This is a genomic window from Rhizobium sp. LjRoot258, from assembly GCF_964254185.1.
Lineage (GTDB): Bacteria > Pseudomonadota > Alphaproteobacteria > Rhizobiales > Rhizobiaceae > Rhizobium.
Window position 1 is genome coordinate 1,367,740 of record NZ_CAXUST020000001.1, and the last position, 20,796, is coordinate 1,388,535.

The 20,796-nt window shown below is 59.9% G+C and carries 21 protein-coding genes; 16 read left to right on the forward strand and 5 right to left on the reverse strand.

The window, feature by feature from the left end:
• Nucleotides 1–2: 2 nt before the first annotated feature.
• Both gltA and lexA read right to left on the reverse strand, forming a co-directional pair.
• Nucleotides 3–1,292 carry a citrate synthase gene (gltA, locus tag ACSQ9D_RS06895; RefSeq protein ID WP_024316962.1) on the reverse strand — a complete coding sequence of 430 codons (1,290 nt, stop codon included), beginning with the start codon at nt 1,290–1,292 and terminating at the stop codon, nt 3–5.
• A gap of 1,130 nt (nt 1,293–2,422) precedes the next feature.
• On the reverse strand, nt 2,423–3,139 hold the full coding sequence (gene lexA / locus ACSQ9D_RS06900) for a transcriptional repressor LexA (protein WP_037117797.1): 717 nt from the start codon (nt 3,137–3,139) through the stop codon (nt 2,423–2,425).
• A gap of 198 nt (nt 3,140–3,337) precedes the next feature.
• On the opposite strand from lexA, the gene ACSQ9D_RS06905 reads away from it, so the two are divergent.
• Together ACSQ9D_RS06905 and kdsA are read left to right on the forward strand one after the other, a co-directional pair.
• Nucleotides 3,338–4,222: a VOC family protein gene (locus tag ACSQ9D_RS06905; RefSeq protein WP_436281627.1), complete on the forward strand. Its 885-nt coding sequence runs from the start codon at nt 3,338–3,340 to the stop codon at nt 4,220–4,222.
• Nucleotides 4,219–5,064: a 3-deoxy-8-phosphooctulonate synthase gene (kdsA, locus tag ACSQ9D_RS06910; protein WP_436281628.1), complete on the forward strand. Its 846-nt coding sequence runs from the start codon at nt 4,219–4,221 to the stop codon at nt 5,062–5,064. The genes ACSQ9D_RS06905 and kdsA overlap by 4 nt, the downstream gene beginning before the upstream one ends.
• A 21-nt stretch (nt 5,065–5,085) precedes the next feature.
• Here kdsA and ACSQ9D_RS06915 read toward each other — a convergent pair whose 3' ends face one another.
• Nucleotides 5,086–6,930, reverse strand: coding sequence for a methyl-accepting chemotaxis protein (locus ACSQ9D_RS06915; RefSeq protein ID WP_436281629.1), 1,845 nt, complete (start codon nt 6,928–6,930; stop codon nt 5,086–5,088).
• Between the two features lie 424 nt (nt 6,931–7,354).
• Here ACSQ9D_RS06915 and eno point away from each other — a divergent pair, with 424 nt between their 5' ends.
• From eno to ACSQ9D_RS06985, 14 genes are all read left to right on the forward strand, one after another.
• Nucleotides 7,355–8,629, forward strand: coding sequence for a phosphopyruvate hydratase (gene eno / locus ACSQ9D_RS06920; protein WP_436281630.1), 1,275 nt, complete (start codon nt 7,355–7,357; stop codon nt 8,627–8,629).
• A 142-nt stretch (nt 8,630–8,771) separates the two neighbouring features.
• Nucleotides 8,772–9,092, forward strand: a complete 321-nt coding sequence (locus ACSQ9D_RS06925; protein WP_037117805.1) for an FtsB family cell division protein — start codon at nt 8,772–8,774, stop codon at nt 9,090–9,092.
• 146 nt (nt 9,093–9,238) lie between these two features.
• On the forward strand, nt 9,239–10,285 hold the full coding sequence (pdhA, locus tag ACSQ9D_RS06930; RefSeq protein WP_018858807.1) for a pyruvate dehydrogenase (acetyl-transferring) E1 component subunit alpha: 1,047 nt from the start codon (nt 9,239–9,241) through the stop codon (nt 10,283–10,285).
• A 17-nt stretch (nt 10,286–10,302) separates the two neighbouring features.
• On the forward strand, nt 10,303–11,676 hold the full coding sequence (locus tag ACSQ9D_RS06935) for a pyruvate dehydrogenase complex E1 component subunit beta (protein ID WP_436281631.1): 1,374 nt from the start codon (nt 10,303–10,305) through the stop codon (nt 11,674–11,676).
• Nucleotides 11,677–11,694: 18 nt separating this feature from the next.
• Nucleotides 11,695–13,047 carry a pyruvate dehydrogenase complex dihydrolipoamide acetyltransferase gene (locus ACSQ9D_RS06940; RefSeq protein WP_436281632.1) on the forward strand — a complete coding sequence of 451 codons (1,353 nt, stop codon included), beginning with the start codon at nt 11,695–11,697 and terminating at the stop codon, nt 13,045–13,047.
• A gap of 19 nt (nt 13,048–13,066) precedes the next feature.
• Nucleotides 13,067–13,708, forward strand: a complete 642-nt coding sequence (locus tag ACSQ9D_RS06945; protein ID WP_024316973.1) for an SGNH/GDSL hydrolase family protein — start codon at nt 13,067–13,069, stop codon at nt 13,706–13,708.
• 2 nt (nt 13,709–13,710) lie between these two features.
• The gene (locus ACSQ9D_RS06950) at nt 13,711–14,295 is read left to right on the forward strand and encodes a GNAT family N-acetyltransferase (protein WP_436281633.1); all 585 of its coding nucleotides are present in this window, start codon (nt 13,711–13,713) and stop codon (nt 14,293–14,295) included.
• Nucleotides 14,296–14,310: 15 nt separating this feature from the next.
• Nucleotides 14,311–15,756 carry a dihydrolipoyl dehydrogenase gene (gene lpdA / locus ACSQ9D_RS06955; protein ID WP_436281634.1) on the forward strand — a complete coding sequence of 482 codons (1,446 nt, stop codon included), beginning with the start codon at nt 14,311–14,313 and terminating at the stop codon, nt 15,754–15,756.
• 76 nt (nt 15,757–15,832) lie between these two features.
• The gene (locus ACSQ9D_RS06960) at nt 15,833–16,087 is read left to right on the forward strand and encodes a GlsB/YeaQ/YmgE family stress response membrane protein (protein WP_024316975.1); all 255 of its coding nucleotides are present in this window, start codon (nt 15,833–15,835) and stop codon (nt 16,085–16,087) included.
• 14 nt (nt 16,088–16,101) lie between these two features.
• Nucleotides 16,102–16,350 (forward strand): GlsB/YeaQ/YmgE family stress response membrane protein, encoded by a 249-nt coding sequence (locus ACSQ9D_RS06965; RefSeq protein ID WP_037117818.1) that lies wholly within the window; start codon nt 16,102–16,104, stop codon nt 16,348–16,350.
• A 42-nt stretch (nt 16,351–16,392) separates the two neighbouring features.
• Complete coding sequence (gene lipA / locus ACSQ9D_RS06970; RefSeq protein WP_037117819.1) at nt 16,393–17,364, forward strand: lipoyl synthase; 972 nt, start codon at nt 16,393–16,395, stop codon at nt 17,362–17,364.
• A gap of 61 nt (nt 17,365–17,425) precedes the next feature.
• Complete coding sequence (locus ACSQ9D_RS06975; protein ID WP_436281635.1) at nt 17,426–17,998, forward strand: AAA family ATPase; 573 nt, start codon at nt 17,426–17,428, stop codon at nt 17,996–17,998.
• Nucleotides 17,999–18,039: 41 nt separating this feature from the next.
• A complete protein-coding gene (locus tag ACSQ9D_RS06980; RefSeq protein WP_436281636.1) occupies nt 18,040–18,609 on the forward strand; it encodes an AAA family ATPase in 570 nt (189 codons plus the stop codon).
• Nucleotides 18,610–18,618: 9 nt separating this feature from the next.
• Nucleotides 18,619–19,062: a type II toxin-antitoxin system RatA family toxin gene (locus tag ACSQ9D_RS06985; protein WP_436281637.1), complete on the forward strand. Its 444-nt coding sequence runs from the start codon at nt 18,619–18,621 to the stop codon at nt 19,060–19,062.
• On the opposite strand, the gene ACSQ9D_RS06990 is transcribed toward ACSQ9D_RS06985, so the two are convergent.
• Both ACSQ9D_RS06990 and ACSQ9D_RS06995 read right to left on the reverse strand, forming a co-directional pair.
• A complete protein-coding gene (locus ACSQ9D_RS06990) occupies nt 19,053–19,553 on the reverse strand; it encodes a CinA family protein (RefSeq protein ID WP_436281638.1) in 501 nt (166 codons plus the stop codon). The genes ACSQ9D_RS06985 and ACSQ9D_RS06990 overlap by 10 nt on opposite strands.
• Complete coding sequence (locus tag ACSQ9D_RS06995) at nt 19,534–20,766, reverse strand: bifunctional 2-C-methyl-D-erythritol 4-phosphate cytidylyltransferase/2-C-methyl-D-erythritol 2,4-cyclodiphosphate synthase (RefSeq protein WP_436281639.1); 1,233 nt, start codon at nt 20,764–20,766, stop codon at nt 19,534–19,536. Before ACSQ9D_RS06995 ends, ACSQ9D_RS06990 begins: the two co-directional genes overlap by 20 nt.
• Between the last annotated feature and the right edge of the window lie 30 nt (nt 20,767–20,796).

Below are 20,796 nucleotides of genomic sequence, written 5' to 3' on the forward strand. Positions count from 1 at the left end.
GTTTAGCGCTTGGAGACCGGCAGGTAATCGCGCTGCGGCTCGCCGATGTAGAGCTGGCGCGGACGGCCGATACGCTGCTCCGGGTCTTCGATCATCTCGTTCCACTGTGCAATCCAGCCCACCGTGCGGGCCAGAGCAAACAACACGGTGAACATGGTCGTGGGGAAGCCCAGAGCCTTGAGCGTGATGCCGGAGTAGAAGTCGATATTCGGATAGAGCTTCTTTTCGATGAAGTATTCATCAGTGAGAGCGATACGCTCCAGTTCCATTGCAACCTCGAGCAAAGGGTCGTCCTTGACGCCGAGTTCGCCGAGAACCTCGTGCGTCGTCTTCTGCATGATCTTGGCGCGCGGATCGTAGTTCTTGTAGACGCGATGACCGAAGCCCATGAGGCGGAACGGATCGTTCTTGTCCTTGGCGCGGGCTATGTACTCCGGAATACGGTCGACAGTGCCGATCTCGGTCAGCATGTTCAGCGCTGCTTCATTGGCGCCCCCGTGAGCCGGGCCCCAGAGGCAGGCAATGCCGGCGGCGATGCAGGCGAACGGGTTTGCACCCGATGAGCCAGCGAGGCGGACCGTCGAGGTCGATGCATTCTGCTCGTGGTCGGCGTGCAGGATGAAGATGCGGTCCATGGCGCGCGACAGCACCGGATTGACGACATATTCTTCGCACGGAACAGCAAAGCACATGCGCAGGAAGTTCGAGGCGTAGTCGAGATCGTTCTTCGGGTAAACGAAGGGCTGGCCGACGTGATACTTGTAGGCCATGGCCGCAAGCGTCGGCATCTTGGCGATCATGCGCAGGCTTGCGACCATGCGCTGATGCGGATCCGTGATGTCGGTGGAGTCGTGGTAGAAGGCCGACAATGCACCGACGCAGCCGCACATGACAGCCATCGGATGCGCGTCGCGGCGGAAGCCCGTGAAGAACCGGCTCATCTGCTCATGCACCATCGTGTGATGCGTGACGCGATAGTCGAAATCCTTCTTCTGGGCCGCGGTCGGCAGTTCGCCGTAGAGAAGCAGGTAGCAGACCTCGAGGAAGTCGCCATGCTCGGCAAGTTGCTCGATCGGATAACCGCGATGTAGCAATACGCCGGCATCACCATCGATGTAGGTGATCTTCGATTCACAGGATGCGGTCGAGGTGAAACCAGGATCGTACGTGAAGGAAGCCGTGTGCTTGTACAGGGCGCCGATATCAATGACGTCAGGGCCGATCGTGCCGCTCTTGACGGCGAGATCGACTGATTTATCACCGATTTTCAGTGTTGCGCTTTGTTCCGTCATGCTGATCCTCCAAACTGGCGGTTGGCGCCATAAAAGCGCCATAGGGTTAAGCGTCGTCGACGATAGCTATATGATCGCGCGCCCAATGCCAAGTTCCCGTGATGCCATTTTGTGCATCGCAGTATCAACTTTTGGGCACTGCTGCGATGAGCCCTGCGCATAGCAGAAGCTGATGATTATCCTTGGCTTTTCTGGCTTCCGATTTTCCTTCAGATTTCAATCGATTATTGTTGCCTCGAGCCTGAAGAGCTTGCTTTGTGGTTGCAAGGGGGCTGTTTTTCGGCGCAGATGCATGCCGGGGTTGAAGCCATTTGTGAGACAGGCCGCCCCCGGCGCGGATGCGCTTGCTCGCGTGGCAGAGCGTTCTTTGTCCGGGCTCAATCTGGTCAAAAGCCTCCGCGCGCCTTCCGCACGCAATCACCCGTCTCCTGGCCAACGTGGGTTACGACCGCGACGCTCAGCTGCTCTTCGTGGTTTCGACGCGCGGTGGCGACGGAGATGGATCATGGGCGGTTCTTCGTATTTTCTCCGGTCTTCCTCGGGGCCGGCGCCGCCCTCTGGTTTGAGCTCGCAAGTGACCGGCCAACGATCCGCCTTGGGGCATGGTTTGTTGCGTTGGCGCTGATTTTCGATCAATGGCGAAGGGCGCTGGCGGCGGAGCTAGACCAGCTACCGAGTACTGAAGCGTATCGCCCCTGACCGGCGGCGGGGACAGCGAAGGCCAAGCTCCAGGACTCTCGGATGAGGAATTGCGTCATGCCCGCAATGCGTTGCGGCAGCCTCTGCGACGGGCGTTGAAAACCGCGTCGTTTGCCTGAAAGGCGCCTGGCGCACCGCCCCGCACGATAGCGGCTACGTTCTGACAATCGTCGAAAACCTCGCTTACGTCGGCGCTGCGTGCGATACCGCCGATATCGTCGTGACGCCCGTTCGCCTGCGTGCGACCGAATGCCGGTCGGGCGCACTGCTGTTCACCGGAGAAATCCTGCGCGGCTCTGGCGCCGCCGAGGGGATAGACGACCTGGGCTCACCCGTCGTTACGGCCGCCTATACCACGCTTGACCGCCCCTGGATGCCGCATCGGGCGTACAACTGGCGAAGCGGCACGTTTGACGGTGAGCCGCCTGCCTCTAATGATAACGACGAATGAGGCCGACGAGCTTGCCCTGAACCTTGACGCGGTCGGGTCCAAAAATACGCGTTTCATAAGCCGGGTTCGCGGCCTCAAGCGCAATGGAGGCGCCCTTCCGGCGGAAGCGCTTGAGGGTCGCTTCTTCGTCATCGACGAGTGCGACAACGATGTCGCCGGGATTTGCGGTGCTGCCATTGCGAATGATCACCGTGTCGCCATCGAAAATGCCCGCTTCGATCATCGAGTCGCCCTTGACCTCAAGCGCATAGTGCTCGCCTGGGCCAAGCATGTCGGCCGGAACCGTGATGTCGTGAGTATTGTTCTGGATTGCCGAAATCGGCACACCGGCGGCGATCCGTCCCATAACCGGTACAGAGGCGGAGCTGCCGTTGTCGGCATGTGCTACCGGTTTCGGTGGCGCAACCGGTTGCGGTTTGCCGAGACTGCCTTCGATGACGCTCGGCGAAAAGCCGCGGCGGGGTTGCAAGCTCGGGTTATATGCCTCTGGAAGCTTGATGACCTCCAGGGCGCGGGCCCGATTCGGCAGTCGGCGAATGAAGCCACGTTCTTCGAGCGCTGTAATCAGCCGATGAATGCCTGACTTCGACGCGAGGTCCAAGGCATCTTTCATTTCATCGAAAGAAGGGGGGACACCGGACTCCTTCATTCGCTCGTGAATGAAGAGAAGAAGCTCCTGTTGTTTGCGCGTCAGCATCGAAGTTGAACCCCAGAGTCGTGAAACAAAGCCAGAACAGACACTATATGTTCCATATGTGTTCCGCAAGTGCCTAAATTTTCGTAAAACTTGCCCGCAACTTGTTCAGTTTTCTCAGCTCATTTGACTGAAAGCGCCGAAGGGGGTTGCATTGTCCTGCTACCCGGCGCACATCTTCGCAAATTCCGGAGAGTTGCTATGAGCGAAGCGCATCCGCTGGACCACATCGTGCTGCCGGTCTCCAATATTGGGCTCGCGCGCGAACGTCTCGGAAAACTAGGATTCACCGTCGCGCCCGATGCCCGGCATCCGTTTGGAACCGAGAACGCCTGCATATTCTTCTCCGACGAAACTTACCTAGAGCCCCTGGGGGTCGCCAGCGCGGAACTGCACGAGGCGTCGGCAAAGAAAGGGAATGTCTTCACCGCGCGTGATCGCGCCTTTCGGTTTCGATGCGGGGATGATGGATTCTCTGCCGTGGTCTTCGCGACCGCAGATGCCGATCGCGACCACGCTCGGTTCCTTTCCGAAAGGATCAATGGCGGCGAGATGCTGCAGTTCGAGCGACCGATGAAGATGCCCGATGGATCGGAGGCCACAGCCGCGTTCAAGCTCGCTTTCGCGGTGGATCTGCGGGCTCCGGACTTCTTCTTTTTCACGTGCCAACGGGTCAATCCGCTGCCGGCCGATCGAAAAGCGCTGCATGTGCACGCAAACGGCGTCCATGGGATCGCAGAGATCGCTCTGGTCTCGCCAGATCCCAAGGCGTTCGGATCATTCGTACGCGCAGCGGCGCACAGCCCGGTCATTGTCAACGACGCCTTCGGCGTGAGCGTCGTCACTCCGAATGCCAGGATCAGCATTCTATCCCCCGATGGATTGTATGCCTATTTCGACCTTCCTGCAGCGTCGACCGATCGCGGCCTGAGAGGCATTGCCATCGTCTTCAAGGTCGACGATCTTGCCGTGACAGAAGCGCATTTGGCTGCTAACGGGATGACCTACACGCGCAAAAACAATCGAATTCTGGTGAAGGCGGCTGCCGGGCAGGGCGCGCTCTTCGCCTTTGAGGAGAAACGATGAGCCAGACAAAGTCCGAAGTCGTGGTTGGCGAAGGCGCCGGCCGCGTCACCTTTTCCAATGCCGGTAAGCTGTCGCTGATTGCTGGGCCCTGCCAGATGGAGAGCCGCGACCATGCCTTCATGGTCGCCGGCGTGCTAAAGGAACTCTGCGACAAGCTTGGCCTCGGCCTCGTCTACAAGTCCTCCTTCGACAAGGCGAACCGCACCTCGCTGTCGGCCCAGCGTGGGATCGGCCTTGAAACGGCGCTGGAGGTCTTTGCTGACCTCAAGAAGGAATATGGCTTTCCGGTTCTAACCGACATCCACACCGAGGAGCAGTGCGCCGAGGTAGCGACCGTCGTCGACATCCTGCAGATCCCGGCCTTCCTCAGCCGCCAGACCGACCTGCTGGTTGCAGCCGCCAAGACCGGCCGCACCATCAACGTCAAGAAGGGCCAGTTCCTTGCTCCTTGGGACATGAAGAACGTCCTCAACAAGCTGAACTCGACCGGCAACCCCAATATCCTGCTTTGCGAGCGTGGCGCCTCCTTCGGCTACAACACGCTGGTTTCGGACATGCGTTCGCTGCCGATCATGGCGGCGATGGGCGCTCCCGTGATCTTTGACGCCACGCATTCGGTGCAGCAGCCGGGCGGGCAGGGTGGCTCAAGCGGCGGCCAGCGCGAATTCGTGGAGACGCTGGCACGGGCAGCCGTTGCCGTTGGTGTCGCCGGCGTCTTCATCGAAACGCACGAAGACCCTGACAATGCGCCGTCCGACGGGCCGAACATGGTTCACCTGAAGGATATGCCGCGGCTACTCGAAAAGCTGTTGGCCTTCGATGGGATCGCCAAGGCTGCCTGAACCTGCACAAGGTGCCGGCCGTCAACCGGCAAGCGCCATCCGTTTGTCGGAGGGATACCCCTTGGTCACGGAGTTGCTCGTATCGTCGAGACGGAAACGAGACAGCAGGTGATTGAGGTGCACCGCCTCGTCGCCGAGCTCTCGGCAGGCGGCGCTGGTTTGCTCGACCATCGCCGCGTTCTGCTGCGTGACGCTGTCCATGGTGTTGACGGCGGCGTTGACTTCCAGGAGCGCGGTGGTTTGTTCGGAGGAAGAACGCACGATCCCCTCGATCAGCGCAGTGACTTTCAGAACCTGCTGATCGATATTGCTGAGCGCTTCGCCTGTGCGGTTGACGAGGCCAACGCCTGCTGAAACCTGGCTGGAGGACGTCTCGATCAACTGTTTGATTTCTTTCGCCAGATTGGCAGAGCGACCGGCAAGGTCGCGCACTTCCTGCGCAACGACGGCAAAGCCTTTTCCGGCCTCACCCGCACGGGCGGCCTCCACACCGGCATTGAGCGCGAGGAGGTTGGTCTGGAAGGCGATTTCGTCGATGACGTTGATGATCTGGCCGATCTGAGCGGATGATGTCTCGATCTTCTCCATCGCGGCCACCGCCTCGTGCACGACGGTTGCCGAGTAGCTGGCGCTTTCCTTGGTCGCCGTCATCATCGCGTTCGCTTCATTGGCCCGTTCCGATGAGTTCTTGACGGTGACGGTGATCTGGTCGAGCGCGGAGGCTGCCTGCTCCAGTGAGGCGGCCTGATGTTCCGTTCGCCGGGCCAGATCGTCCGTGCTCGAGGCGATTTCGCTCGAGCCGGTCCTTACGGTATTCGTGACGGCCGAGATTTCCTTCATTGCGCCGGAAAGCGTGCGGATGCTCGAGTTGAACTCCTGGCGCAGCTTTTCGTAGGCAGCTTCGAAGGGTTCGCTGAGCTGGACAGTGAGGTCGCCGCCGGAAAGGCGCTCCAGACCGCGGCTCAGGCTTGCAATGACGCGCTCGCGGGCGGCGTCCTCTTCTGCCTTGGTCGCGGCAATGACCGCATCACGCTGTGTCTGCACCTGGCGTTCGGCATCTTGGCGCTCGCGGATATTGTTTCGCTCTTCAGCAGATTGACGGAAGACGGTAACGGCGCGAGCCATCTCGCCGATCTCGTCGGCGCGGCGGCTGAAGGGCACTTCCTTCGAATAATCGCCACCGGCAAGGATCGCCATATAGTCGCGCATCGCCGAGAGCGGCACGATAGCGCGTCGGCGGAAGGCATAGAGGCCGCCGAGCAACAGGCAAAACGAGACAGCGGCTGCCGCAAGCGTGATCGTGGAGAGGATGCGGGTCTGTTCGGCGGCATCCTTTTCGGCAGCAGCAAGGAAGGCGTTCGCCATATCCACGAGCTTGTTGACGGCCTCTTCATGAATATGGAAATTCGTTGAAAGCTTCTCGAAGGCCGCCGGGATGACGGCATTGTCGTCCTTGAGAATGGCCGGGGCGAGTTCTTCCGCCATCACCTTCCAGAAGACGTCGCCTTTGACGAGGACGTCGTTCAGGAGTTTTTCCTTGAGATCGGCGCTGAGCGCGGTTTCCGACCAGTATTTGCGGCGATCCTCATAGGCGGGCTTCAGGACAGTCTGGATGCGCTCGATATTCTTCCGCGCGACTTCCGGACGCTGCACCGCCTCAAGTGCAAGCATGTAGGATTCGACGATGTAGAGAGGCGGCGGCAGGATATCGGCGACGAGATCCTTGCCGTAGATGATCTGCTTATACATTTCGCCGTTCACCCGCAGCTTGTTGAAGGCGTAATTCTGTATGCCGATCGAAGTGATCAATCCCGCGGTGACGACGGCCGCGAAGATGGCAAGGCTGCGAGCAATATTGAGTTTCATCCGGCGCCCCGTAAATTGATATAGTGAACAGGTGTTGCTTATTGAAATGGCTTGGAATTTGGAGGGGACTTAAAAGCCCTATAAGCAGGCGGGTTTGAACCGCACAAGGAAGTGCATCATGCAATACTACTTGCCAGGCGGACAGGTAGTATTTCCTTGTTGAGTATTAATTGTAATATTGATTGGTTACTGATCGATAAATTTGCAACCACATCGAATGCTGTGACTTATTGTTCAAAACCTGAAGTTTCGAAACGCTGGAGCAGGGCAGCAGAAAGATGGAGTGGCGAGCCTCTTCAAAAGCCTGACATATTCGCGCGATAGGTCGTGACATGCCGTGTGTCGTCGGTGTGGCATTGTAATTTGCGTGCCTTCGATTAAACAGGCTTCGAACGATCTATCCACCCTCGAGCAGGAAGAGCCGATGACCGCAATTACCGACATTATCGCCCGCGAGATTCTCGACAGCCGCGGCAACCCGACCGTCGAAGTCGATGTCTATCTCGAAGATGGCAGCATGGGCCGCGCGGCGGTGCCGTCGGGCGCTTCGACCGGTGCTCACGAAGCAGTCGAAGTGCGCGATGGCGGCAAGCGCTATCTCGGCAAGGGCGTTGAAAAGGCCGTCGAAGCCGCCAACACGGAAATCTTCGACGCGATCGGTGGGATCGACGCCGAAAACCAGATCCAGATCGACAACATCATGATCGAGCTGGACGGCACGCCGAACAAGTCGCGTCTTGGCGCCAACGCCATCCTCGGCGTGTCGCTCGCCGTTGCCAAGGCGGCTGCACAGGCTTCCGGCCTGCCGCTTTACCGCTACGTCGGCGGCGCCAGCGCCCACCTCCTGCCGGTTCCGATGATGAACATCATCAACGGTGGTGCGCATGCCGACAACCCAATCGACTTCCAGGAATTCATGATCCTGCCGGTTGGCGCCGATTCCATCCGCGAAGCCGTTCGCATGGGCTCGGAAGTCTTCCACGTCCTTAAGAAGGAATTGTCGGCTCAGGGTCACAACACCAATGTCGGCGACGAAGGTGGCTTCGCGCCGGGCCTGAAGAGCGCGCCTGAAGCCCTCGACTTCATCATGAAGTCCATTGAAAAAGCCGGCTACAAGCCGGGCGACGACATCAGCCTCGGCCTCGACTGCGCCTCGACGGAATTCTTTAAGGACGGCAAGTACGTTCTCGAAGGTGAAGGCCGGACGCTGGAATCGGGCGCCATGGCCGAATATCTTGCTCAGCTCGCGGCCCAGTACCCGATCATCTCGATCGAAGACGGCATGGCCGAAGACGATTGGGACGGCTGGAAGGCTCTGACGGATCTGGCTGGGAAGAAGGTTCAGCTGGTCGGCGACGATCTCTTCGTTACCAACTCGGCCCGTCTGCGTGACGGCATCCGCATGGGCGTTGCCAACTCGATCCTCGTCAAGGTCAACCAGATCGGCTCGCTGACGGAAACGCTTGATGCCGTCAACACCGCGCACAAGGCTGCCTACACCGCCGTCATGTCGCACCGCTCGGGCGAAACCGAAGACGCTACGATTGCAGATCTGGCTGTCGCCACGAACTGCGGTCAGATCAAGACCGGCTCGCTGTCGCGCTCGGACCGCCTGGCAAAGTACAACCAGCTGATCCGCATCGAAGAAGGCCTCGGCCCGCAGGCCCGCTATGCCGGCCGTTCGATCATCCGCGGCTAATCGCATCTGATTTTAACGACTTCGAACCCGCGCCTCAAAAAGGCGCGGGTTTTTTCTTGCCCGATTTTTCATAGTCAACGGACAGTTAATCTCTGCCCGGTAGGCTTGAGCGCATCGAGGTAATGCGTTCGAGCGTGCGTTTATGTGGACAAAGCATCATAAGAAGAAAAAGATCGGTCGTTTCGTGGTTCCGGCGATGACGATCGCGTTTCTTTCCTACTTCGGCTATCATTGCATTCATGGTGATTACGGTCTGCGGGCAACCGAGGGGTTCGAGCGCCAGCGGATAGCGCGCGAAAGGGAGTTGGTGGTTCTGAAGGGCAAGCGCGAGCATCTCGAAAAGCAGGTCGCGCTGCTGAGCGACGGTTCGATGGACAAGGATATGCTGGACGAGAAAGCGCGTCTTCAGCTCAATGTTTCTCGTGCCGACGAGATCGTCATATTCAATCACTATTCCAATTAACCGAAATTGAGTTAATCTAGATAAATGCTTATTTATCAGTAAGTTACTGATGAATACGAGCCATGCATTTATGGCATTGCTGCGGCGAAATTTCTTCCCTATGGTACGCGCCACCAAAGAACCGACAAACCCATAGGGAGGGTTGAATGGCGCCGCGAAAAACCGCGACCGTTTCCAGCCGTAAAACTAGCGCAAAGCCGGCAAACAAGGCATCCAATGGTGGTCCTGTTGCTGACTTTACGCGCGATGAGGAGCTCAAGGCCTATCGCGAGATGCTGCTGATCCGCCGCTTCGAGGAGAAGGCCGGACAGCTTTACGGCATGGGCTTCATTGGCGGTTTCTGTCACCTCTACATCGGCCAGGAAGCTGTGGTCGTCGGTATGCAGATGGCCCAGAAGGAAGGCGATCAGGTTATCACCGCCTATCGCGACCACGGCCACATGCTGGCCACCGGCATGAGCGCGCGTGGCGTCATGGCCGAACTGACCGGACGCCGCAGCGGTTATTCGCGCGGCAAGGGCGGCTCGATGCACATGTTCTCTAAGGAGAAGCATTTTTACGGCGGTCATGGCATCGTCGGTGCCCAGGTCTCGCTCGGAACGGGCCTCGCCTTCGCCAACCGCTACCGCGGCAATGACAGCGTCTCCGTCGCCTATTTCGGTGATGGTGCCGCCAACCAGGGCCAGGTCTACGAGAGCTTCAATATGGCTGCTCTCTGGAAGCTACCGATCATCTATATCGTCGAAAACAACCGCTACGCCATGGGCACGTCGACTGCGCGCGCTACCGCGCAGTCGAACTACTCGCTGCGTGGCTCCGGTTTCGGCATCCCCGGCATCCAGGTCGATGGCATGGATGTCCGTGCGGTGAAGGCTGCAGCGGATGAAGCGCTCGAGCATTGCCGTTCGGGCAAGGGGCCGATCATCCTCGAGATGCTTACCTACCGTTACCGCGGCCACTCGATGTCCGACCCGGCGAAGTACCGCACCAAGGAAGAAGTGCAGAAGATGCGCTCCGAGCAGGATCCGATCGAACAGGTGCGTGCGCGCCTGCTCGAAAAGGGCTGGGCCTCCGAAGACGATCTGAAAGCGATCGACAAGGACGTCCGCGATGTCGTTGCTGATAGCGCCGACTTCGCCCAGTCCGATCCGGAGCCGGATGCATCCGAGCTCTATACTGACATTCTGCTCTAATCGGGGAGGGACGACCCATGCCAATCGATATTCTCATGCCCGCCCTCTCTCCGACGATGGAAGAAGGCACGCTTTCCAAGTGGCTCAAGCAGGAAGGTGATACCGTCAAGTCAGGTGACGTCATTGCCGAGATCGAAACCGATAAGGCGACGATGGAAGTCGAAGCCGTTGATGAAGGCGTCATCGGTAAGCTGCTGGTGCCGGCCGGTACCGAAAATGTGAAGGTCAACGCCAAGATCGCAGTCCTGCTGCAGGACGGCGAGTCGGCCTCCGATATTTCGGCAGCACCTGCCACGCAGCCTTCTCCCGCCGCCGCTGCCCCACAGGTGGAAGAAAAGCCGGCTGCTCCTGTTCCAGCCGAGCCGAAGGCAGCCGTGCCGAACGATCCGGAAATTCCGGCCGGTACCGAAATGGTGTCGATGACCGTTCGCGAAGCGCTTCGCGATGCCATGGCGGAAGAAATGCGCGCTGACGAGAGCGTTTTCGTCATGGGCGAGGAAGTTGCCGAGTACCAGGGCGCCTACAAGGTCACACAGGGCCTCCTGCAGGAGTTCGGTGCGCGCCGTGTCATCGATACGCCGATCACCGAGCACGGCTTTGCCGGCGTCGGCGTCGGTGCTGCCATGTCTGGCCTAAAGCCGATCGTCGAGTTCATGACCTTCAACTTTGCGATGCAGGCGATCGACCAGATCATCAACTCCGCTGCCAAGACGCTCTACATGTCCGGCGGCCAGATGGGCGCGCCGATCGTGTTCCGCGGCCCGAACGGCGCTGCTGCCCGCGTCGGCGCCCAGCACAGCCAGGATTACTCGGCCTGGTACAGCCAGATCCCGGGCCTCAAGGTCGTCATGCCTTATACGGCATCCGACGCCAAGGGCCTGCTGAAGGCTGCCATCCGCGATCCGAACCCTGTCGTCTTCCTCGAAAACGAAATTCTCTACGGTCAGCATTTCGATGTGCCGAAGATAGACAATTTCGTCCTGCCGATCGGCAAGGCGCGCATTCATCGTCCGGGCAAGGACGTGACGATCGTCTCCTTCGGTATCGGCATGACCTATGCGGTCAAGGCTGTCGCCGAACTCGAAAAGATCGGCATCGACGCCGAACTGATCGACCTGCGCACGCTGCGCCCGATGGACATTCCGACCGTGATCGAATCGGTCAAGAAGACCGGCCGTCTGGTCACTGTCGAGGAAGGCTATCCACAGAACTCCGTCGGCACCGAAATTGCCACCCGCGTCATGCAGCAGGCCTTCGATTATCTCGACGCGCCGGTTCTGACGGTCGCCGGCAAGGACGTTCCGATGCCTTATGCCGCCAACCTCGAGAAGCTCGCTCTCCCGAATGTTGGTGAAGTCGTCGATGCCGTGAAGGCCGTTTGCTACAAGTAACAAGGGGAGGGTATTTCGATGCCTATCAACATCACGATGCCTGCCCTGTCTCCGACCATGGAAGAGGGCAACCTCGCCAAGTGGCTGGTCAAGGAAGGCGACACGGTCAAGTCGGGTGACGTCATTGCAGAGATCGAGACCGACAAGGCGACGATGGAAGTCGAAGCCGTCGATGAGGGCACCGTTGCCAAGATCGTCGTTCCGGCCGGCACTGAAGGCGTCAAGGTCAATGCCTTGATCGCCGTGCTCGCAGCGGAAGGTGAAGACGTGTCCGCCGCTGCCAGCGGCGCAGGCTCCGCTGCCCTGGCTCCAAAGGTCGATGCTGCGGCAGCGCCGAAGGCTGAAGCTGCACCGGCTCCCGCCGCTCAGGCGCCGGCGGCCGCCGCTCCTGCTTCGGCAGCTGCACCCGCAGCCGCTCCGGCAAGTGGCAACCGCACCTTTTCGTCGCCGCTCGCGCGTCGTCTGGCGAAGGAAGCCGGTATCGATCTGTCTGGCATCGCCGGCTCCGGTCCGCATGGCCGCGTCGTCAAGAGCGACGTGGAAGCCGCTGCCGCAGGTGGTGGTGCCAAGGCTGCTCCGGCCGCCGCTGCCACGCAAGCTGCTGCACCGGCCCCGGCTGCTGCACCCAAGGGCGCTTCGGAAGAAGCCGTTCTCAAGCTGTTCGAGCCCGGCTCCTACGAGCTTGTGCCGCATGACGGCATGCGCAAGGTCATTGCCAAGCGCCTCGTCGAATCCAAGCAGACGGTGCCGCACTTCTATGTCACCGTCGATTGCGAGCTCGATGCGCTGCTGGCGCTGCGCGCCCAACTCAACGACGCGGCTCCCCGCAAGGATGGCGGCGCCTCCTACAAGCTGTCCGTCAACGACATGGTCATCAAGGCCATGGCTCTGGCGCTGCGCGATGTTCCTGATGCCAATGTCTCCTGGACCGAGGCCAACATGGTCAAGCACAAGCACGCCGATGTCGGCGTTGCGGTCTCGATCCCGGGCGGTCTGATCACGCCGATCATCCGCAAGGCCGAGGAAAAGACCCTGTCGGTGATCTCCAACGAGATGCGCGACCTCGGCAAGCGTGCAAAGGATCGCAAGCTCAAGCCTGAGGAATATCAGGGCGGCACGACGTCTGTTTCGAACATGGGCATGATGGGCGTGAAGAACTTCGCAGCCGTCATCAACCCGCCGCATGCAACGATCCTTGCCGTCGGCGCTGGCGAGCAGCGTGTCATCGTCCGCAAGGGCGAAATGGTCATCGCAACCGTGATGAGCGTCACGCTTTCGACCGACCATCGCTGCGTCGATGGTGCGCTCGGTGCCGAGCTGTTGCAGGCGTTCAAGGGCTACATCGAAAATCCGATGGGTATGCTCGTCTGAGACCGGAGCGGAGGCGGAAATGACGAAGACCGTTCTTTGCTATGGTGACTCGCTGACCTGGGGTTATGACGCCGATACGATCGGGCGTCATGACTACAAGGATCGCTGGCCAAGTGCACTGCAGGCGGCACTGGGCAACGAAGTGCGTGTTATCGCCGAAGGATTGAATGGACGGACCACCGCCTTCGACGACCATCTCGCCGACTGCGACCGGAACGGCGCGCGCATCCTGCCGACGATCCTGCAGACGCATGCGCCGCTTGATCTCGTCATTCTGCTTCTCGGCACCAACGACATGAAGCCAGTCGTGGCTGGATCGGCTTTTGCCGCCTGCCAAGGCATCGCACGGCTGGTGCGGTTGATCCGCAATCATGCCTGGCCGTTCGAATTCGATGGGCCCGACATTCTGATCGTTGCGCCACCGAAGATTCGCGAGACGGCAAACGTGCCCTTCGCGGCCTCGTTCGTCGGTGGTATCGAGGAATCGACAAAGCTTCCGACGCTCTATCGTGATCTCGCAGACGAGCTCGGCTGCGGCTTCTTCGATGGCAATTCGGTGGCGAAGACGACGCCGGTCGATGGCATCCACCTTGACGCCGAAAATACCCGCGCTCTCGGGCGCGGCATGGAATCGACTGTGCGGATGATGCTGGGGCTTTGAGCATGAGATCCTTCGTTTCGCTTCGTCCCGCCGCGCGGGAGGATGCGACGGAGCTGGCGTTGCTCACGGATATCGCCTCTCACGGCTTCGCCACTTGGCTTTGGCTCACGGAGCTAGGAAGCGGCGGTGGCGGTGACACCCCGATGGAGCGCGGACGGCAGAAGCTGCGCGGCGACGATGGGCAAGGCAACTGGCGCGATGCCGTGATTGCGGAGGCTTATGGCGAGATCGCGGGAGCCGCGATCGGCTACGGGCTAGATGAAGGCATACGCAACATTCAAGCGGATCGACGGGCGCTGAAGCCGGTTATCGATCTGCAGCAGAGGGTGATTGGAAGCTGGTTTATCGGAACGCTCGGTGTCTACAGCCATTTGCGCGGCATCGGGATCGGTCGAAGGCTTCTGGAGGATCAGATCGCTCGGGCAAGAACCGCGCCGGTCAGTCTGATCACAGCAAGTTACAACGAAGCGGCTCTGTCGCTTTACAAGAACAATGGATTTTCGGAGACGGCGCGCGCGGATGCCGTGGCGTTCTTCGAAAACGGCAGAAAACACGAGTGGGTGCTACTCACCCGCGACGCCCGATAGCAAAGGCAGGAAAACATGGCTGAGAATTACGACGTCATCATCATCGGCTCCGGACCGGGGGGCTATGTCGCCGCCGTGCGCGCCAGCCAGCTGGGCCTCAAGACCGCGATCGTGGAACGCGAGCATCTGGGCGGCATCTGCCTGAACTGGGGCTGCATCCCGACCAAGGCTTTGTTGCGCTCGGCCGAAATTCTCGACCATTCCAACCACCTCAAGGATTACGGCCTCGTGCTGGAAGGCAAGGTCAGCGCCGACGTCAAGGCTGTCGTCGCCCGTTCGCGCGGCGTGTCGGCGCGCCTGAACGGTGGTGTCGGCTTCCTGATGAAGAAGAACAAGGTCGATGTGATCTGGGGCGAAGCCAAGATCACCAAACCCGGCGAAATCGTCGTCGGCAGGTCTTCCAAGCCCGTCGTCGAGCCGCAGAACCCGGTGCCGAAGAACGTCAAGGGCGAGGGCACTTACACCGCCAAGCATATCATCGTTGCGACTGGTGCCCGTCCGCGCGCGCTGCCTGGCATAGAGCCGGACGGCAAGCTGATCTGGACCTATTTCGAAGCGCTGAAGCCGGATGTGCTGCCGAAGTCGCTGATTGTTATGGGCTCGGGCGCCATCGGCATCGAATTTGCAAGCTTCTACCGGTCCATGGGCGTCGATGTGACTGTTGTCGAAGTCATGCCGACGATTATGCCGGTCGAGGATGCGGAAGTCACCGCGATCGCCCGCAAGCAGCTGGAAAAACGCGGCCTGAAAATCTTCACGAGCGCCAAGGTCGCGAAGGTCGAAAAGTCCGCCAACAGCGTCACCGCGCATGTCGAGACGTCGGACGGCAAGGTGCAGCAGATTACGGCTGATCGGATGATCTCAGCAGTCGGCGTTCAGGGCAACGTCGAAAACCTCGGACTGGAGGCAGTCGGCGTCAAGACGGATCGCGGCTGCATCGTGATCGACGGCTACGGCAAGACCAACGTGGCAGGCATCTATGCGATCGGCGACGTTGCCGGTCCACCGATGCTCGCCCACAAGGCTGAGCACGAGGGCGTCGTCTGCGTCGAGAAGATCGCGGGACTGCCGAACGTTCACGCCACCGACAAGAACAAGGTTCCGGGCTGCACCTACTGCAACCCGCAGGTCGCCTCGGTAGGCCTCACTGAAGCCAGGGCCAAGGAGCAGGGCCGCGACATCCGTGTCGGCCGCTTCTCCTTTGCGGCAAACGGCAAGGCGATCGCGCTCGGAGAAGACCAGGGTCTCTGCAAGGTGATCTTCGACAAGAAGACCGGCGAGCTGCTCGGCGCTCACATGGTCGGCGCCGAAGTGACCGAGCTCATCCAGGGCTTTGTCGTCGCGATGAACCTCGAGACGACCGAGGAAGAACTGATGCACACGATCTTCCCGCATCCGACCGTTTCCGAAACGATGAAGGAAGCAGTCCTCGATGCCTATGGTCGTGTTCTGAACGCTTGATAGTTTCCGTCGCCGCCCTCTATCTCGGGGTGGCAAATCCATCCCCACGGGGTGGAAAAAACAAAAGGAAATCATCATGTCTATGGGTACGCAGGCACTGCTCATCTTTCTGCTCATCGGTCTGCTCGCGGGCTTCCTCGCAAGCCTGGTCGTCGGTGGAGGTGGATTGATACGGTGCCTGCTGAGCGGCATCATCGGCGCGTTTGTTGGAGGCTTTCTCTTCAACGCCCTCGGAATATCGCTCGGGATCGATAATGCGCTTGTGGTGCAGATCATTCACGCAACGGTCGGGGCCATCATCGTGGTGCTGATCGCGAGGGCGATAGCGTAAAGGCGAGGGACAGGATGGAAGGCGTAGGCTGGATTGCGGCAATCATCATCGGCGGTTTTGCAGGCTGGCTCGCGGGCAAGCTGATGGAAGCGCGCTACGGGATATTGCTCAACATCGTGCTCGGGATTGTCGGCTCTGTGGTCGCAACTGCGATTTTGGCGCAATTTCATATAGAGGTGGCTGGCGGCAGGCTCGGTTACTTCGTCACGGGTTTTCTTGGTGCCTGCTTGCTGATATTTGTCGCGCGGCTCGTCCGCCGATAGATAGGGCTTTTGCCGCATGGCGCGGCGGAGATTTGAACTGCCATGGTAACCATTCTCGACACGATCAATCCCGACGCCAAGCGCGTGCGGCATCCGGAAAAGGCGCATCGGCCCGATCAGGAAGTCCTGCGCAAGCCGGACTGGATTCGCGTCAAAGCACCGACCTCCAAGGGCTACGCGGAGACACGCTCGATCGTAAAGGAGCATAAGCTCGTCACCGTCTGCGAAGAGGCTGGATGCCCCAATATCGGCGAGTGCTGGGACAAGAAGCACGCGACGTTCATGATCATGGGCGAGATCTGTACCCGCGCTTGCGCCTTCTGCAACGTTGCGACCGGCAAGCCGAACGCGCTCGATATGGCCGAGCCGGAGAACGTTGCCAAGGCGGTGAAGGAGATGGGGCTTTCCCACGTCGTCATCACCTCTGTCGACCGCGATGATCTAGCCGATGGTGGCGCCGAGCACTTCGAGAAGGTGATTTGGGCGATCCGCGCTGCGTCACCGTCGACGACCATCGAAATTCTGACGCCTGACTTCCTCAAGAAACCGGGCGCTCTGGAGCGCGTTGTTGCCGCCAAGCCCGACGTCTTCAACCACAACATGGAAACGGTACCTGGCAACTATCTGACGGTTCGTCCGGGCGCACGCTACTTTCACTCCATCCGCCTGCTGCAGCGCGTGAAGGAACTGGACCCGACCATGTTCACCAAATCAGGCATCATGGTCGGCCTCGGCGAAGAACGGAACGAAGTGCTGCAGCTGATGGACGACCTGCGGACAGCAGACGTCGACTTCCTGACGATCGGCCAGTACCTGCAGCCAACCCGCAAGCACCACGCGGTTATGAGCTTCGTCACCCCTGACGAGTTCAAGTCCTATGAGACGGTTGCCTACACCAAGGGCTTCTTGATGGTGGCCTCCAGCCCGCTGACGCGCTCGTCACACCATGCCGGCGACGATTTCGCTCGCCTGAAGGCTGCACGCGAAAAGAAGTTGCTGATCGCCGCCGAGTAAGAGCGGTTGTTCCTAATCTGAAGTTGTGTATGTTGCGCGGCTCCCAGCCTCGGAGCCGCGTATGCACAACGACATCACCGCGATCGAAGATGCTGCCGAAGTCCTCCGTGCGGCGCGCAGGGTCGTTGTTTTCGGCTGCTCCGGTGGTGGCAAGAGCACTTTTTCCCAGAAACTCGCGCGGGTCATTGGCGTCCGCTACGTGTCCATGGATCGCGAGGTCTTCTGGTTGCCGGGTTGGACGTCACGCGCTAGGTCGGAGCAAAGGCAACTGATCGCTCAGATCGTCGCCGAGAACCACTGGATTATCGACGGCAACAATCCGAGCTCACTCGACCTTCGATTGCCGCGCGCCGATCTGGTCGTCTGGGTGCGGATGCCACGCTGGCTGTGCCTTTGGAATATCGTCAAACGCGGGTTCATGTACCGCGGAAAGACCCGCCCCGACATGGCGCCGGGTTGCCTTGAGCAGATGCCGGACTGGCAATTCATTTCCTATGTCTGGAACTTCGAGCGGGATGACGTACCGGAATTTATGGAGGGCATTCGTCGGCACGGTGCATCGGTTCCGGTTGTCCAGCTGAAAAGCCGAGCAGACATGGCGCGCCTGCTGCAACGCCTCGATCCAGCACATTGAACAAACACATCAATGCGACACCTGTCTGCAGGAATGGAAACATGCCAAATTTCATTACCGATTTTGCGCACGCGGCCGAATTGTTGCTACGCTCGAAGCGTGTTCTGGTCGTTGGATGCTCCGGTGGTGGGAAGACAACGCTATCGCGCAAGCTCGCGCAGCGGCTCGGCATACGCCATATTTCGATGGACCGTGAGTTCTATTGGTTGCCTGGCTGGGTGAAGCGGCCGAAAGCCGAGGAGCGGGACTTGATCGCGGTTGCGGTTGCGTGCGAACGGTGGCTGATGGATGGAACGGGATCATCAACCTTCGATCTCCGTCTGCCGCGAACAGAATTCGTCCTGTGGGTGCGATTGCCACGCTGGCGCTGCGTTCTTGGTGTCACCGGTAGGTGGCTGCGCTGGCGGGGAAGGGCGCGGCCTGAAATGGCGCCGGGCTGCCCCGAAAAGCTCGACCTCGAATTTCTGAGCTTCATCTGGAACTTCGAGCGCCGGTTTGTGCCACATATTGTTGCTGGAATCGATCGGTTCAGTCCCGACGTGCCCGTCCTTCAGTTGAAATCGCATCAGGAAATGCGCCGCCTTCTTGATCTTCTCGGCGCTCCCACTTAACTGCCGATCATGCCTCAGTTCGAAACGCATCGCCCCGTCCCGCATTCCGCCGATCAGATGTTCGACCTCGTCGCCGATGTCGAGCACTACCCACAATTCCTACCACTCTGTGAGGCGTTAAGTATTCGCAGTCGCAAGGAGCGTGACGGCAAGGTGCTGCTGATCGCGGATATGACCGTAGGTTACAAGGCGATCCGCGAAACCTTCACGACGCAGGTGCTGTTGAACCGGGCCGAACGCCTCATCGAGGTCAAGTATATCGACGGCCCGTTCCGCTATCTCGACAATCGCTGGCGCTTCGAGGAGACGGCAGCGGGCAGCAACGTCCACTTCTTCATCGACTACGAGTTCAAGAGCCGCATCTTGGGGGCAGTCATGGGCTCAATGTTTGACCGCGCCTTCCGTATGTTCTCCGAAGCCTTTGAAACGCGCGCGACCAAGATTTACAGCTGAGCCAGTTCCTGGATCATGCCAAATGCGGTCCTGACCGTCGCAAGGCGCACCTGGTCGCGACCGATATCGCCATAGTGCATCTTCCGATGAGTGAGGCCGCCGGTGCGCGATTTGGCAGCGAGATGGACGAGGCCGACCGGCTTTTCCGCCGATCCGCCGCCGGGGCCGGCAATGCCCGTCACGGAAACGGCGATGGCAGCGCGGGAGCGGAAAAGGGCGCCGTGCACCATCTGCCGCGCCGTCTCCTCCGACACAGCGCCGAAGCGGATCAGCGTTTCCTCCTGCACGCCAAGCATCTCCATCTTGGCGGTGTTGGTATAGGTGACGAAGCCTCTGTCCACGACCGAAGAAGACCCTGAGATCTCGGTCAGTGCGCCGGCAATCAACCCACCGGTGCAGGATTCTGCCGTCGAGACCATCAGCCCCGCAGCAGTGAAGTCGCGAATGATGGCTTCGGCTTGTGCGACGATATCAGCCGGGAAGATACTCATCTCGGGTTTCCCTATAGACGACGGTTGCCGTGGCGATCGCGGCAATGCCCTCGCGGCGGCCGACGAAACCGATCGTCTCGTTCGTCGTCGCCTTGACCGAGCAGCGATCGATGGAAATGCCGAGAAATTCCGACAGCTTGGCGCGCATGGCGTCACGGTGCGGCCCGACTCTCGGCGCTTCGGCGATCAGCGAGACGTCGGCATTCATGATCGTGCCGCCGCGCTCGCGCACGATCTTCGCCGCATGTTCGATGAAGATGCGCGACGGTGCACCCTTCCATTGTGGATCCGATGGCGGAAAATGGTCGCCGATGTCGCCGGCGCCACAGGTCGCAAGCAGCGCGTCCGTCAGCGCATGCAACGCCACGTCAGCGTCAGAGTGGCCTTTGAGCTTCTGATCGTGGGGAATGAAAACGCCGCAAAGCGTCACGCCATCGCCGGGCTCTAGCTGGTGAACATCGTAGCCGTTGCCCGTGCGCACATCGGGGAGTGCCTGTCCTGAGAGTCTGCTGTCTGCCATCGCAATGTCTCGTTTGACCGTCAGTTTCACATTGTCCGCCAGCCCCTCGACGATCCGTACCGGTATACCGGCCCATTCGGCAATGGCCGCGTCATCGGTAAAGTCCGTCATGTTTGCGGAGGCTGCCTTCTCGTGGGCGGCCAAGATAGGTTCGAAGGCAAACGACTGCGGCGTCTGCGCTGCAAAAAGCTGTGAGCGGGGCACTGTATCGAGAACCTTTCCGTCGAGGTCGGCTCGCTTCAGCGTATCGGCTACAGGCATAGCCGGGAGAATTGCCGGCACGCCTTCGGAGAGGACGCTGGCGATGCGATCGAGAAGGGTGTGGTCGAAGAAGGGCCGCACAGCGTCATGGATCAGAACATGTGTGAGGTTCTTGCTTCGCAAATGGTGCAGTCCCGCCAGAACGGATTGCTGGCGCGTCAAGCCGCCGTGGACCGCATCGATCGGTGCGCCCGACTGGACCTGGCTGGCTGCCTTGGCAAACAGGACCTCGTCATCGGGGTGAATGACCACGACGATGTGGCGGGAAAGCTCCCAACTGGCGAATTTCTCCAATGTATGAGTGATCACCGGCTTGCCGCCAATTGTCCGATATTGCTTGGGGCCCTCTTCGGATGCGCCTGCGCGTTCACCACGCCCGGCTGCTACGACGACAATACCTATTGCTGGTTGCTTTTGATGCATTTGCGGCATAGATCCTCAAAACGCGATTTTGCACCGGTG